The sequence below is a fragment of the Verrucomicrobiaceae bacterium genome (assembly GCA_016713035.1).
GTDB lineage: Bacteria > Verrucomicrobiota > Verrucomicrobiia > Verrucomicrobiales > Verrucomicrobiaceae > Prosthecobacter.
The window spans coordinates 696988-711680 of the sequence record JADJPW010000001.1 but is presented as its reverse complement, the minus strand read 5'-3'; the positions used below and the strand labels follow the sequence as shown (position 1 = coordinate 711680).

12 protein-coding genes are annotated in these 14693 nt (G+C 59.9%); 6 read left to right on the top strand and 6 right to left on the bottom strand.

What is annotated here, in order from left to right; translation table 11 throughout:
• Positions 1-111: 111 nt before the first annotated feature.
• From IPK32_03040 to IPK32_03030, 3 genes are all read left to right on the top strand, one after another.
• Positions 112-585: a hypothetical protein gene (locus tag IPK32_03040; GenBank protein MBK8090989.1), complete on the top strand. Its 474-nt coding sequence runs from the start codon at positions 112-114 to the stop codon at positions 583-585.
• Between the two features lie 134 nt (positions 586-719).
• Positions 720-2873 carry a hypothetical protein gene (locus IPK32_03035; protein MBK8090988.1) on the top strand — a complete coding sequence of 718 codons (2154 nt, stop codon included), beginning with the start codon at positions 720-722 and terminating at the stop codon, positions 2871-2873.
• 132 nt (positions 2874-3005) lie between these two features.
• Positions 3006-4805 (top strand): ATP-binding cassette domain-containing protein, encoded by a 1800-nt coding sequence (locus IPK32_03030; GenBank protein MBK8090987.1) that lies wholly within the window; start codon positions 3006-3008, stop codon positions 4803-4805.
• Positions 4806-4813: 8 nt separating this feature from the next.
• On the opposite strand, the gene IPK32_03025 is transcribed toward IPK32_03030, so the two are convergent.
• The 3 genes from IPK32_03025 to IPK32_03015 are packed head-to-tail and all read right to left on the bottom strand — an operon-like array spanning position 4814 to position 7103.
• Complete coding sequence (locus tag IPK32_03025) at positions 4814-5998, bottom strand: molybdopterin molybdotransferase MoeA (protein MBK8090986.1); 1185 nt, start codon at positions 5996-5998, stop codon at positions 4814-4816.
• Positions 5995-6672, bottom strand: coding sequence for a hypothetical protein (locus IPK32_03020; protein MBK8090985.1), 678 nt, complete (start codon positions 6670-6672; stop codon positions 5995-5997). Before IPK32_03020 ends, IPK32_03025 begins: the two co-directional genes overlap by 4 nt.
• Entirely contained in the window at positions 6669-7103 is a 435-nt protein-coding gene (locus tag IPK32_03015) for a rhodanese-like domain-containing protein (protein MBK8090984.1), read from the bottom strand. Before IPK32_03015 ends, IPK32_03020 begins: the two co-directional genes overlap by 4 nt.
• A 133-nt stretch (positions 7104-7236) precedes the next feature.
• Here IPK32_03015 and IPK32_03010 point away from each other — a divergent pair, with 133 nt between their 5' ends.
• A complete protein-coding gene (locus IPK32_03010; GenBank protein MBK8090983.1) occupies positions 7237-8547 on the top strand; it encodes an ABC transporter permease in 1311 nt (436 codons plus the stop codon).
• Between the two features lie 45 nt (positions 8548-8592).
• Entirely contained in the window at positions 8593-9300 is a 708-nt protein-coding gene (locus tag IPK32_03005) for an ABC transporter ATP-binding protein (GenBank protein MBK8090982.1), read from the top strand.
• A 102-nt stretch (positions 9301-9402) separates the two neighbouring features.
• On the opposite strand, the gene IPK32_03000 is transcribed toward IPK32_03005, so the two are convergent.
• The 3 genes from IPK32_03000 to IPK32_02990 all read right to left on the bottom strand — a co-directional run bounded on the left by IPK32_03000 (position 9403) and on the right by IPK32_02990 (position 13592).
• Positions 9403-9687, bottom strand: a complete 285-nt coding sequence (locus IPK32_03000; protein ID MBK8090981.1) for a helix-turn-helix domain-containing protein — start codon at positions 9685-9687, stop codon at positions 9403-9405.
• 616 nt (positions 9688-10303) lie between these two features.
• Entirely contained in the window at positions 10304-11662 is a 1359-nt protein-coding gene (gene miaB, locus IPK32_02995; GenBank protein ID MBK8090980.1) for a tRNA (N6-isopentenyl adenosine(37)-C2)-methylthiotransferase MiaB, read from the bottom strand.
• Positions 11663-11870: 208 nt separating this feature from the next.
• A complete protein-coding gene (locus IPK32_02990) occupies positions 11871-13592 on the bottom strand; it encodes a type II/IV secretion system protein (protein ID MBK8090979.1) in 1722 nt (573 codons plus the stop codon).
• Positions 13593-13713: 121 nt separating this feature from the next.
• Here IPK32_02990 and IPK32_02985 point away from each other — a divergent pair, with 121 nt between their 5' ends.
• On the top strand, positions 13714-14643 hold the full coding sequence (locus tag IPK32_02985; protein MBK8090978.1) for a general secretion pathway protein GspK: 930 nt from the start codon (positions 13714-13716) through the stop codon (positions 14641-14643).
• Positions 14644-14693 lie beyond the last annotated feature (50 nt).

The following is a 14693-nucleotide window of genomic DNA, read 5'->3' as shown; positions in this document are numbered from 1 at the left end:
TCTTCTTCTTCCTCACATCGCTCGACAAAAGTAGGGCCTACAAAGCCCAAAAGCCACGGGTCATCCAAAGTAGCTCGCCGCAGCCCCTCTCGCTCACAATCGAGCAAACCTGTGCGTGAGCCCCGGCATGAAATCGTGGACAACACCCCATCCACCCCGCCTTCAAGCAGTGCCACACGCGGAATCAACAACAGCACACCACCCGCCAATAAAAAGCCAGCGGACTACACACCATCGAACAAAGACCTCCCCTATGGTTCACCTGTCGCTGGTCGTCCCAACATGGTGAATAGCCCTTATGCACAAAAATCCCAGCTCGTCGATGTAGCAGGCATGTCCGCCGGGCAGACTGTGAAATGTCCGTATAGCGGCAAGCTCTTCAAGGTGCCTGCAAGCCAACAATCGAGCGCCACCGCTACCAATCGTGTCGCACCCAAAACTGAGGCACCAAAGACGACTCCTAAACCTGCTCCTACGCCTACGCCATCTGCCCCAAAAATCGAAGCTCCAAAGATCACGCCACCTCCTGCGCCCACGGCACCATCTCCGAGCCCCTCCACTGCGACTCCAGCACCCAAATCATAGGCCGCAAACCTTTGCTGTGAGCAAAACGCGGCATCCCTAGTGTGGGAGTGATCGCCAGCCATAGGCCAGGAGTCTCCATTCCCGCACGTATTTCGCACTGGAAATGACTCTGGTGCTCGGCACATAAGCTGCGCATGGTTTCCTCCCGCATCCGCACACTGTTAGCATTATTCTCTGCCGCCACCGCCTCAGCGCAGACAGCGGTGGATAAAACCGGTGCGGATACGGCCAAGCCGCCACTCGCCGTCCTCCAGTCAGCGGCGCTAAATGCAGAAAAAGAGCTCCCTTCGGCATCCATCTCCCCGCAGCATTATTATCAGCTCTCCGAGGCGCAGCGTGAGCGGCTCCAGCAGTATCTGCCGCGCACCTACCTCAAGCTCAGTCGTCGTCAGCGAGTCCACTGCGTTGTTTTGGGGGATAGGAGCCTCCAGGGAGCTCAATCCGTCGCAGACCCCTTGCTCCAGAGTTTCCCCTGTGAATTCGCACGGCTGCTAGCGGCTAAATTCTACTATACGGGCGGCGTCAGGCTCATCCGGCCCAGCGCAGGCCTCCAGGCCAAAGACCAGCCAGTCATCGGTCCGGAAATCATCATGCAGCCCGTGCTCGCCAGCAGCATGGTGCAGGCAGAGGCTGCGCTCATGAGTGAAGGCCTCCAAGCCACACCGGATCTAGTGCTCATCGCCCTCGGTATGGAGGATGGATGGAGCGGCACACCGCTCGCCAGTGTCGAAAGCGGATTACGTGACGTCTTCGCCCTCGCGAAAAAGCACGGCATCGAAGTGATCGTCGCCGGACCGATGCTCCAGGCGGCCGATCCAGCCGAAGCCACACTAGCTCGCACACGCGGAGTCAGCAGCCTGCTGCATGATCTCTGCCTCACAGAAAAAGTACTCTTCTCGGATCTAGGAGATCTCACCCGCCTCATCGCGCCACCTCCTGCACTGCAAACCGCCACGCAGAGCTTCCCCGTGCTCGTGCGGCACTACCAGTCCCGCCTCAGTGTAGAACCTGTCGGCACCCTCAGCGTAGCAGACAATGCTCTACACACCTCACTCGGGGAGATCCTCTTCCAGGATGTGCTCGATGGTCCGCCACCAGCTCTGTGGAGCATCCGCAGTCTCGGTAGCAAAACCACTGCGCCTGACAAACTCGCCGTCAATTTGGAGCTCAGCAGCACCGCGAGCACCCCACTACACCTCACTGTGCTACCCCTTGTCACCTCAGACTGGTTGCCACGCGAGGTCAGTCCAGAAGTGGACGTGCCTGCGGGCAAAAGCCAGACACTGCCCATCACCTATGTCCACACAGACACAGCTTCAGCTTCATCCGCAGATGGCCCGCTCCGATTGCCTTTGCTCATCACATCAGACGGAAAAGCACGCATCCATGATGTCACACTGCCTCAGCCCACGCCTGGCGTCTCCTGGACTTCACCGACCAGTTTTAATCATGAAGGAGCCTTCACCCCCGGCCTGCAAATCACCAACAGTCGTGCTGAAAAAATCAATGCAGCATGGGAGCTCACCTGCCTCGGGCAAAAAAGCAGTGGTAGCCTCTCACTCGACCCTGGAGCAGCCGATTCCCCCGCAGTGAAGCTCGATCTCGCCATCAGCAAAGAGACGCCATTTCGTCAAAAAGTGCCTCTAGGCCTCCAAATCGACATCGAAGGCCAAAAACACGTTTTTAGCCGCCACCTCGAAATTTTACGCAACATCGGTCTGAAGCAAAAAGTGCCCCTCAGTGCCGCTGATGGCCAATCTAGCGCTGCAACGCTCCAATTCGATGCGGATGGGCAAAAGCTGTTCCTCATTTGTGATCTAACCGGTCTCGAACTGAGCGATGACCGCGACACCGGACATGCCTACGATGCATTCATCAACATCGACGCACGTCGTTACGGCCAGCGGCTAACCCCAGGAGCCACCGCTGCCATCCATCTCCATGGCAAAGCAGGTGACGGTCTAGCCCAGATCGAAAAAATTGCTGTGTGGGCCTTTGGCACAGGCTACGCCGCCAACTACGACACCAAAGACATCACAGCCAAGCTCGCCAGCACCCCCGATCGCAAGCGCACCCTCACCATCGCCCTCCCTCGTGCCTACCTCTACGATCACGAATGGGCGATGGGCAATGGCAACAGCCAACTCGGTGTGAACTTCCGCCTCCAAGCCGCTGGTCGCAGCCTTTTCCTCACCGCCTCCCATCGCCATCCCGACGACGCCGAATCCCTAGCCGTCCTAGAGCTCACTGACAAACCCACCCTGAGGGCCACCGTGCGGGTTGAGTGAGGATCATTCCCTCAACAACCAACAATCGAATGTTCTTCAATCGTCAATCGAGCAGGCCCACGAGCTTCCCTTGCTGATGGCTGAGCTGCATCCACACTTCGCTCTCCGCTCTTAGCCCTTCGCTTCTCCCCCATGCCCAAACGCCCCACGCCCGCCTCCGACCGCGCCAGCAAAAAACTCTGGGACAGCTCCGCCTGGCGTGACGCAGGCTTTTTCCTGCATTACCTGCGTCCGCACTTCAATGTCTTCATCCCCGCACTCATCGCCCTCGCGATTACCGGTGGGCTGACCGTGCTCTTCATCAAAGAACTTGCCGCATTGGCCGGAAAAGGCCTCGGTGGTGCCACCGGACCGGAGTGGATGACCACGCTGACCGAAACCTGCTACTTCCTCGTCGGTCTCGTCGCCGTGCAGGCCTTCATTGCCTTCTGGCGCATTCTTTTATTCGCCAAAGCCTCCGAGCGAGCCCTCGCGGCGCTGCGGCTCGACACCTTTGGCAAGATCATCCGCCTGCCGATGGGCACGCTGAATGCACGCCGTGTCGGGGAGCTGGCTTCCCGCCTCGCCAATGACGTGGAGGCCATGAGGGAGACTCTCGTCGTCACCATCCCCATGCTCATCCGGCACACGGTCATGCTCACCATCTGCCTCGTCTTCATTTTGAAAATGAGCGTGAAGCTTTCGCTCTTCATGGTCGGCACCATCCCGGTCGTCATCGTGCTCATCGCCATCTTTGGTGCCCGCATCCGCAAGCTCACGCGCAAAGCCCAGGACAATCTCGCTGCCACGCAGGTCGTCGTCGAAGAGTCACTGCAAAGCATCGTCAGCGTCAAAGCCTTCCGCAATGAGGCCCACGAGATCGCCCGCTACGACAAAAACCTCGGCGAATACCTCCGCACCGTCATCCGCGCCGCCGCGCCGCGTGCCAGCTTCATCGCCTTCATCATCTTCGCCTTCAGCGTCGCCCTCATCCTCGTCACGTGGTTCGCCATGCGCATGCTCGACCGGGGCGAGATCGACCGCGACGAGCTCACCCAGTTCGCCGGCCTCAGCGGCATGATCGCCGCCTCCTTCATGCAGTTCCCCGAGCTCATCACCCAGCTCCAGCGTGCCCTCGGTGCCACAGAGCGCGTGCGCGAGCTCCTCCACGATGAAACCGAGCCCGTAGAGGCCGATACCAAGCCCGCACACCGCTTCAAAGGCGAAATCGACATGCAGGGCATCCGCTTCGTCTATCCCACACGGCCAGACGTCACCGTGCTGCGTGATTTTGACCTCCACGCCAAAGCCGGGCAGCGCATCGCCCTCGTCGGCCCCAGCGGCAGCGGCAAATCCACCAGTATCTCGCTGCTCTTCCGCTTCTACAATCCCACGGAGGGAGAAATCCGCATCGACGGCCAGCCCATTCGCGACATGTCGCTCACCACCCTGCGGCGAAACCTCGCCCTCGTGCCACAGGAGGTGCTGCTCTTTGGCGGCAGCATCCAGGAAAACATCGCCTATGGCAAACCCGAAGCTACGCAGGACGAAGTCATCGCCGCCGCGAAAAAAGCCAACGCCCACGACTTCATCGCCCAGCTCCCTGAAGGCTACGCTACCATCGTCGGCGACCGCGGCACCCAGCTCAGTGGCGGCCAGCGTCAGCGCATCGCCATCGCACGCGCCATCCTCGCTGATCCGGCCATTTTGATCCTCGATGAAGCCACCAGCAGCCTCGACGCCGAAAGCGAGCGCCTCGTCCAAGACGCCCTCGACAAGCTCATGGAAAACCGCACCAGCATCATCATCGCCCACCGCCTCAGCACCGTCCGCCGCTGCGACCAGATCCTCGTCATGTCCGGCGGAGCCATCCTAGAGCGCGGCACGCACGATGAACTCGTCGGCAAAAAAGACGGCCTGTATAGCTCACTGGCGAAGCTCCAGTTGGAGTAGCTTTTCCATCACTCCATCATCCACACTTGCCCGAGCTCGCTGGGATTCAGGGACTCGCCGGGTTCGAGACGGAGGAGGGCGTCGGAGTGGGCGAGGGCGTGGAGGGCGTGGCTTTCTTGCAGGCCGCTGCGCTGAAAGCCTGCGGAGCTGATGCTGCCGCGTAAATAATGCGGGCGGTCTCCCTCGTTACTGAAGGGGCTCATCACAGGCATGCGCAGCATGCGCGGAGCGAGCGCTTCATCCGATGCACCCATGAGCCGCATCAAAACGGGGCGTGCGAAAAGCTGGAAGGTCACATAGGCAGAGACGGGATTGCCTGGCAGGCCCAGGATGTGATGACTGCCACGATAGGCATGCAGAAAGGGCTTCCCTGGCCGCACCCGCACTCGCCAGAGCTGTGGCGGCATGCCTAGGCGAGTGAGCGCGGGTTTGACATGATCGTGATCGCCCACGCTCACGCCTCCACTGAGCAGCACGACATCATTTTCTGCGATGAGGCGTCCCAGGGTGCTGGTGGTGGTATCCAAATCGTCTGCGCAGTGCTCCGTGGTGATTTGAGTGATGCCGTGACGTTGCAGGAGGCCGCGCAGCATCGTGGCATTGGTGTTGTAAATCTGTCCTGGGGCCAAAGAACCGCTGCCAGGGGCAATGAGTTCATCGCCGGTGCTCAGGATGGCCACACGCGGCTTACGGTTTACTTCGAGCTGGGCGAGGCCTTGAGAGGCGGCTAGGGCGAGCCGCGCTGGTGTGAGCCTGCTACCACGCCGCAGCACGACTTGGCCTGCGCAGAGGTCTGCGCCTGCACGTCGCACGTTTTCACCAGTGTGGACGGGCTCTTGGCAAATGATGTGATCGGCATCTCGCTGCACATCCTCCTGCATGATGACGGCGTCTGCGCCAGCGGGGATGGGCGCACCGGTGAAGATGCGGACGCTGCAGCCGGGCTCAATGCTCAGAGCGCGGTCTGGGCCAGCAGGCTGCTCACCGATGATGCGGAGCTGAGTGCCATGTGATTCAGCGGCGAGTAGGGCGTAGCCGTCCATCGCAGACTGATCAAAGGCCGGTATCGGCACCGTAGCGATGAGATCACGGGAGGAAAAACGATCCAGCGCATGCTCCAACGCCACACTTTCTGTTTCCAGTGGTGTGACAGCCGCGAGCACGCGTTGCAGAGCCTCGCTTTCGGAAATCATCGAATCACAGGCGGGAGTTTGGAGAGGTCTGGAGCGGGCGGAGGCTCGATGGCGGGCGGCAGTGGATCGAGCGGGATTGGCATAGGCAGGGCATCACCGGATGAGGGAACTGGCGGTGGTGCAGTGGGCACGGTGGAGCCGCCCTGCGATGGGAAAATGATCTCTGGGATCGGTGGTGGCCGCTCCGTGGGCATCGGGGCCACGGAGCTGCTAGATGTGGAGGCTGGTGTTTCGCCGGGTTTTGGCGCTGTATCGGGCAGTTTGTCCGAATCACGGATTTTTTGCAGTACGAGGCAGCCCGTAGTGGGAGACCCTTCTTTGATGTCGGCGGTGATGTAGTTGCCTTTGTGCTCTGGGGTGACGAGGAGTTTGGATTTATTGCCCAGATGGTCCAAGGCGATGAGTTCCGTGCCATCGCGCAGATTGGGGCGCTGCTCGCAGTTGATGAGCACGTAGCCCTGCTCGGGATTGACCATATCGACCACTCCGATGAGCCGCGCCTGGCCGGTGCGATTGTCTTTTTTCTCCTCAGGTTTCGATTTCGTCTTCCAACTGCACGCCAGGGGCATGAAGAGCATGAGGAGGCAAAGAGTGCGGTAGATCGTCATAGCATCATCCATGCGCATAGGACGTGTTTTGTCCACTTGGAGGGCAGGGGAGCCGTTGGAGGTCATTTTTCGACAGCGCGGCCATCGGCGATCCAGGCATTCAGGCCGCCTTTGAGCCAATAAAGGCGCTCAAAGCCCAGTGGGACCATTTTTTCCAGGACCAGCTTGGATCGGGCTCCGATGGCGCAAAAGACCAGATATGGCTTTGTTTTGTCGAGCTTCGTGACCTCTTTCACGACGTAGTCCTCACCATTGAGCCAGTCGATATTCTGAGCTTTCGGTAGTCGGCCCTGCTCCTGGATCTCCCAGACGCGTCGTGCGTCGATGAGGATGAGATCGGGCGTGCTAGCGATGAGCTGTGTGGCCTCTGCCGGTGTGATCTGGCGCACGCTCTCTGGCAGAATGACAGGTGGCGGCTCATGCTGCGGCGTGGTGGTGGGGGCACGTTCACAGGCAGTGAGGATGAGGAGCAGGCACGGGATGAAAAAGAACTTCACAGCAACGATCATGGCTGCGCACGCATTCGAGGGCAAGTTCCAGCCGTAGCGCGGCGTTTTTTCTGCCCCTCCAAAACCGAACCACAGCCCCCCAAGCTCTAGCCATAGACTTTTCCTCCTCAGCGACCCGCGAATGACATTCCTGGCCCGTCACCCGATCCTGCGATTACTCGCCTCACCACAGCACCTACGCCGCACGCTCGCTCTCGGGCTGAAGACGATCTGGCAGCATAAGCTGCGCTCATTTCTGACAGCGCTGGGCGTCGTCTTCGGTGTGGCATCGGTGGTGGCGATGCTGGCCATCGGTGAAGGGGCCAGCCATGAGGCGCAGGAGCAGATCCGCCGCCTCGGGAGCCAAAACATCATTCTCCAAAGCGTGAAGCCGCCAGACGGGCAGGGGAGCACGGCGCAAGGCCGCAGCCTCATCAGCGAATACGGCATCACGCGCAAAGACGTGACACAGATCACGCAGACGGTGCCTGGGATCTCCATCGTGGTTCCCAGTCGCTTCGTCTCGGAAAACATCTGGCACCTGGATCGCAGCATCGACGGGCAGATCATGGGCGTGCTGCCGATCTATCCAGAGATGCGTAACCGCCCCATCACACATGGTCGCTTTTTTACCGAGCTAGAGCTGCGTGAGCGCGTGCCCGTATGCGTGCTGAATGACACGGTGGCGCGGCAGCTCTTCCCGCTCTCTGCGCCAGTGGGCAAGTCGGTACGGGTGAAAGGCTTTTACTACCATGTCGTCGGCGTCATTCAGGATGAGACCTCCATTTCGGGTGTGGATGGTGGTGGTGGCTCCGCAGGGCAGATCATGATCCCGGCGGATACCTTGATGGATCAATACGGCGAAACAGTCTTCCGCTACCGCACCGGCAGCTTTGAGGCAGAGAAAGTCGAGTTCCACGAAGCCGTGATCCGCGTGGAAGACGTCAATCAGGTGGAAAGCCGCGCAGAGGCCGTGCGCCACATCATGCGTGCCAATCACAAAAAGGAGGATTGGCGCATCATCGTCCCCGTCGAGCTGCTGAAGCAGGCCGAGCGCACCAAGCAGATCTTCAGCATCGTGCTGGGCAGCATCGCCGCCATTTCATTGCTCGTCGGCGGCATCGGCATCATGAACATCATGCTCGCCAGCGTGACCGAGCGCACACGCGAGATCGGTATCCGCCGCGCCCTCGGTGCACGGCAGGTAGACATCGTGGTGCAGTTCCTCATCGAAACGGTGCTCTTGGCCGGTGTGGGCGGAGTACTCGGCGTCGTACTCGGTTTGGGCATCCCCATGGCGGTGCAGCACTTCGCGGGCGTGACGACCATCATCAAAATCTGGTCCCCCGCACTCGCATTCTCCATCTCCGTGCTCACAGGCGTGGCCTTTGGCATCTACCCTGCACGCCGTGCTGCGATGATGAATCCCGTCGAAGCCCTACGCCACGAATAATCGCCCACTCCACCGCCCCACATGCCAGAATCTGCCCCAGAGCCCATCATCCGCCTCACGGACATCCGAAAGCAATATCAGATGGGCGATACCACGCAGCATGTGCTCCAGGGAGTGAGCATCGACATCTTCCCCGGCGAGTACGTCTGCATCATGGGCCCCTCCGGCTGCGGTAAATCCACACTGCTCAATGTGCTAGGCTGCCTGGATCAGCCGACCAGCGGTGATTACTTCCTAGGCGGGCAAAATGTGGCCCATCTCGATGACGATGACCTCTCTGCCGCCCGCAATCGCAACCTCGGCTTCATCTTCCAGAGCTACAACCTCATCCAGCAGCTCAGTGTTTTGGAAAACATCTCTGTGCCCATGTACTACGGCGGCGCAAAGGACTCCGACATGCTGGAAACGGCCGAGCGGCTCGCGATCCAGGTCGGGCTGGCACACCGCTTGCATCATAAGCCCACAGAGCTCTCAGGCGGCCAACAGCAGCGCGTGGCCATCGCCCGTGCTCTCTCCAACAGCCCGCTCGTCATCCTCGCCGATGAGGCCACGGGGAATCTGGATAGCAAATCAGGCCAAGAAATCCTCGATCTCTTTGATGAACTTAATCAGCAGGGCAAAACCCTCGTCTTCGTCACCCATGACGAGCGTATGGTCGAGCGCTGCACCCGCATCATCCGCCTGCGTGATGGCTACGTGGAAAAAGACGAAGCCGGGGCCAAAGCAGGCCGCCTAAAGGCCCGCGCCGCTTGATCAGAGGACTCACTTCGATAATTTTTGAAATGGATCGTTTGTCGCAAACGTGAACACGAAAAATAGTTTTATAAAGGAGAGCGTTTTAATAGAGACCTTAGTTTAGGCAGCGTAACGCACCGCGGGCTTCTGGAAAAGCGCTCGAATACATGATGGGCTGCTTTGCAGAGAGCGCAGGTAGCACCCGGCGGCCTTGCGCATGGTCGGCTTGTCGTGGTGCGGCAGTTTGCCAAGCGCGTGATTATTGACGCCATTCCACACGAGTTCGTCGGTGATGCGAGAAACTCCACCTTTATGCGAATCCAAGGCGCTCCAGTCTCCCTTGCGATAAAGGGCAAGCCAATCGTAGATGGTGGTTCGATTGATGCCCAGTGTAGCGGCTGCCACTTCGGTGGCTCTCGCCCTGTGGCATGATAGCCACTCCGCGTTTACGCATGTTAGTGAGGGTTTTGTGATTGATCAGCCTTCACTTCCCCAATCCATGTGTCGCCCAAAACTCTGGTTATAACAATTCTTTTTGAAAGTCGGTCTACCAGCTTGATGCGTTGACGCAGGATCGCCTCGCTGGTCACCTGAGCAAGGCTCAGGCACTGCGCTAAGTGCTCGTCCTGAGTGGAATCGGCTGCGCGAAACAACGCGATGTCTTTATTGTGCGTGCGTCCTAGAGTGAGCAGACCGAATTGGGCAATGAAGATGTCTGCATCGCTTAGACGGTCGCTGCGCTTGGTCAGACCACAGGGGAAGGCTTGTCGCAGTCCGCTTTGACACTCAATTATTAATCAGGCACTTTGATAGCGCTACCTCCCACGCAGGGAGAACCGGCTGATTTGATGTGCTGTCTTGATGCCGGATTAATAGCTTGCCAATGAGGTGAAGTCCGCCTTGGGCATTGGATTTGCGGTCGTCGGTGAGTGAAAGAGTGGGCATGTAGCAACCTGTTGGGTTGGTGTTTTTACCTCAACTTTCACCTCATGGGTTCAGGTCTATACATTGTCCCTTCGAATCACTCCGCCAGCACTGGATCACCAAATAGCGTGAAGTGCCCCGCCTCGGTGATGCGCACATTGAAGATCTCGCCGGTGTGGCGTGACGGATTGCCGTCGAAGACGACGATGCGGTTGCTGCCGGTGCGGCCAGTGAGGCGGGTATCGTTGGTCTTGCTGGGGCCTTCGCAGAGGATTTCGACCTCTTGACCGATGAGTTTGGCATACATCGGCAGGGCGATGCTGTTGACGAGGCCAAGGAGGTCCTGGTTGCGCTCTTCTTTGACCTTCTCAGGCACTTGAAGGGCGTCTTCCATCTCCGCGGCGGGGGTGCCGCGGCGTTTGGAGTAGCGGAAGACGAAGGCGTTGTCGAAACGGAGGTCTTCGAAGAGTTTACGGGTATCTTGGTAGTTCTCTTCGGTCTCGCCGGGGAAGCCGACGATGACATCGGTGGTCACGGCGATGTCGGGACGTGAGGAGCGGATGCGCTGGACGAGCTCGGTGAACTTCGCGGCGGTGTAGGGCCGGTGCATGCGCTTCAGGATGGCATCGCTGCCGCTTTGCACGGGCAGGTGGACGTGCTCGGCGAGCTTGGGCAGGTAGGTGAAGGCTTCGATGAGGTCTCTTTTGTAGCCGATGGGATGCGGGCTGGTGAAGCGGATGCGCTGGATGCCGGGCACCTCATGCACGGCCTCCAAAAGCTGCACGAAGGGGCTTTTGCCATCGACAGCGGGGAATTCGTGCCTGCCGTAAAGATTGACGATCTGGCCGAGCAGCGTGACTTCCTTCACACCGCGATCCGCGAGGCGTTTCACCTCCTCCACGATGTCGGCGATGGGACGGCCACGCTCGCCGCCGCGAGTGTAGGGGACGATGCAGAAGGTGCACTTCATGTTGCAGCCCTGCATGATGCTGACGAAGGCGCTGGCTTGTTTTTCTTTGAGCGTGTGGTCGCGGATGGTGTTCTGCGACTGCTCTTCCTCCTCGACATCGACGATGGAGAAGCGCTCGTCGTCCATGAGGGCGGCTTCCTTCTTACGGATGATCTCATCCACGTAATCGACGACGCGGTGGTACTTCTGCGTGCCGACGACGAGATCGACTTTGGCCTTATCCACCAGCTCGCTGCCACGGCTCTGCGCCATGCAGCCCATGAAGCCGGTGACGAGCGGGATGCGCCGGCGGCGCACCATGCCCATCTTGCCCATCGCTTTCTGCTCGGCCTGATCCCGCACGGAGCAGGTATTGATCAAAACGACATCGGCGTCCGTGTCGGTCGCTGTCATGGTATAGCCGCGCTCGACGAACATCTGCGACACCTGTTCGGTATCGCGCTCGTTCATCTGGCAGCCGTAGGTTTTGATATGTACGCGGGGCATTGGGGGCGGGGAGAGTAGCTTCCCGCAAGAGAGGTGCAAGGGCCGCTGATGGCAGGGACAATCCGAAAGCTAGATGTCCATTTTGGCAGTATTCCGGCTCTGAAGGCATTCGTGTCGAATCCGAAGGGTAAAACGTCCCTTTGCTGAGCATCTTGATGAGAAGCTCTTATCGTGACCGCAGGGCGAGTTCGGTTGGAGTGACGGTGGGTCACTCTGCGTCCTCACTGGTGACGCGGAGGACTTCTTCGATGCTGGTGGCTCCTTCGAGCACTTTGCGCCAGCCGTACTCACGCATGGTGACGAAGCCTTCGGCGCGGGATTGCTTAAAGAGCTCGGATTCGCTGGCTCGCTTGTTGACCAGTGTCTGCATGGCAGGCGACATGATCACGATCTCAAAGATGGCGAGGCGGCCACGGTAGCCGCTGCCGTTGCAGCTTTTGCAGCCACCGGGTCCAGGGCCGTAGAGCTTGTCCTGCGGGCCTGCGGCGATGCCCAGAGTGCGTAGCTCCTCCATTTCATAGCGGGCTGGGCGGCGGCAGTTTTCACAGAGGGAGCGCACGAGGCGCTGGGCGATGAGGGCGCGGATGGAGGTGCCGACGAGGAAGGGCTCGATGCCCATTTCGATGAGGCGGGTGATGCCGCCGATGCTGTCATTGGTATGCAGGGTCGAGAAGACGAGGTGCCCTGTGAGGGAGGCACGCACGGCGATCTCTGCGGTCTCGAGGTCACGCATTTCTCCGATCATGACGACGTTCGGATCGCCACGGAGGATGCTGCGGAGGCCTGCGGCAAAGGTCAGGCCGATTTCTGGCTTCACAGCGATCTGGACGACGCCTGCGAGCTTGTTTTCGACGGGGTCTTCGATGGTGACGATGCGGCGCTCGACTTTGTTGAGCTCACTGAGGAAGGAGTAGAGCGTGGTGGACTTGCCGCTGCCGGTGGGGCCAGTGACAAGGACGATGCCGTTGGGCTTTTTGAGCAGGATTTCGATTTTGGCACGGTAGTCCTCCGCCATGCCGAGCTTGCCGATGGTGAAGCGCTCTTGGCCGAGGAGGCGGAGGCTCATCGACTCGCCTTCGACGCTGGGGATGCAGGCGACGCGGACGTCGATGAATTGGCCGTCGGTTTTTAGATTGATGCGGCCATCTTGGGGGAGTCGGCGCTCGGCGACGTCGAGCTTGGACATGATTTTGATGCGTGCGATGACGGAGGACTGAAGCGCTTTGATGTTCTCCGGCACAGGCACTTCATGAAGGATGCCGTCGATGCGGTAGCGGATGCGTAGGCTGTCAGGCTGGGGCTCGACGTGGATGTCTGTGGCACGCTGGGCGAGGCCTTCGCGGATGATTTGATTGACGAATTTCACCACGCTGGCGTCGGGGCTATCGTCGTCGATGACATTGGCCTCATCGGCATTTTCGGCGATGGAGCCTTCGCGGCTTTTGATCAGATCCTCGAAGGTGTCTGCTCCGACGCCGTAGAGTGCCTGGAGGCCAGCGAGGACCTCCTGCTGCGGACTCAGGCACCAGCGCACAGGCATGCTGACGCGGCGTGCGACAGCCTGGCGTGCCACTAGGTCAAAAGGGTCGTGGCAGGCGATGACCAGACTGCGTGTGGGGGCTGCGGAGCTGTCTGCGACGGGCTGGGAGTCAAAGCGAACAGGCAAGACCTGATACTTCACCGCAAAGCGTGCGGGAATCATGCCTTTGAGCTCGGCCGCGACAGTGGGGTCGGTTTGGACGGCTTCAAGGAAGGGCCAGCGCAGATCGGTGGCCAGCTGGTGGAGGAAGAGTCGCTCATCGAGCCGAGTATTCGTGATGAGCTCGCGTACGAAAGATTGTCCGCCTGTGAGTGCCTGCTGGGCAGCGACGGCATAAGTCTCCTGATCGGGGATTCCGGCCTTCAAGGCAGCTTTTTGGAGCAAAATCATGCAGGGGGGGTATTTTCTGCACTGACTCTATGAGGAGGCTGTGAGCACGGCAAGTGTGGATGTTGCGCAAGGGAGCGAAATGACGAAGGTGCAGCCCGTGATGACGAAACGATGCCCCCACATGATCTGCTACCAGGCTGCGCAGCGCGGCTCGGTGCTGCTCATTGTGCTGGCAGTGGTGGCGCTGCTAGCCTTTGCGGTGGCGACTACGGTGATGACATCCTCGGCCTATGACGAGGCTCTGGGAGACCGCGTGGCCGTGCTCCGTGCACGGCGCATGGCAGAGCGTGGCATCACCATCGCAGCACATCCCGGCGTCACTGTCCAAGATCCACTCCTCGCAGCAGATGTCAGTGAGACAGAGGGCTATCGTGCGATCCTGACCAGCGAGGAGAGTAGGCTCAATATCAATGCACTCGTCCAGGAGGGCCGTCACACCGCGCTGGAGCAAGTTTTTCGCAATCTCGGGCTCCAGCCCGCCCCTGCGCAGGCTCTGGTGGCCGCACTGATGGACTGGGCCGATACAGATGACCTGAAGCGCCGCCCCGATAGCGCAGAGGCACTCGATTATAAACAAGCTGGCTATCCGAACCGGCCCTTCAATCGTCCCTTTCGCAGTCTAGAGGAGCTAAACATGGTGGCGGGCATCGAGCGGCTCGATGCCGCTTTTCCCCCTTGGCGCAGCCTTTTCACCGTCTATGGCTCGGGCCAGCTCGATGTGAATGAGGCTGCGGCGGAGGCTCTCGCCCTCATCACCGGCGCGAATGCCACCATGGCGGAGCGCCTCGTGCAGCGGCGTGCCGGTCGTGATGGCATCCGCCACACCAAGGACGACCAGCCCATCACCTCCGTGCCAGAGGCACTCCAACTCCTCGGCCTACCAGCGAGTCATTCCTCTGCGCCGCTCCTCACGCTGCAAGGCGGCACGCTACGCATCGAGAGTATCGGCTGGAGTGGGGAGCAGGCCGTGGGGATAGGACTAGTGGTGTCGCGGAAGGATGCCGTTCAGATGCAAATCATCCACCGGCACGAGTTCATGCCCAAGCGGTGAGTGGTATCTTCAGGTTGCGGCACCCAGTGACCGCTCCATGCTCGCTCCCC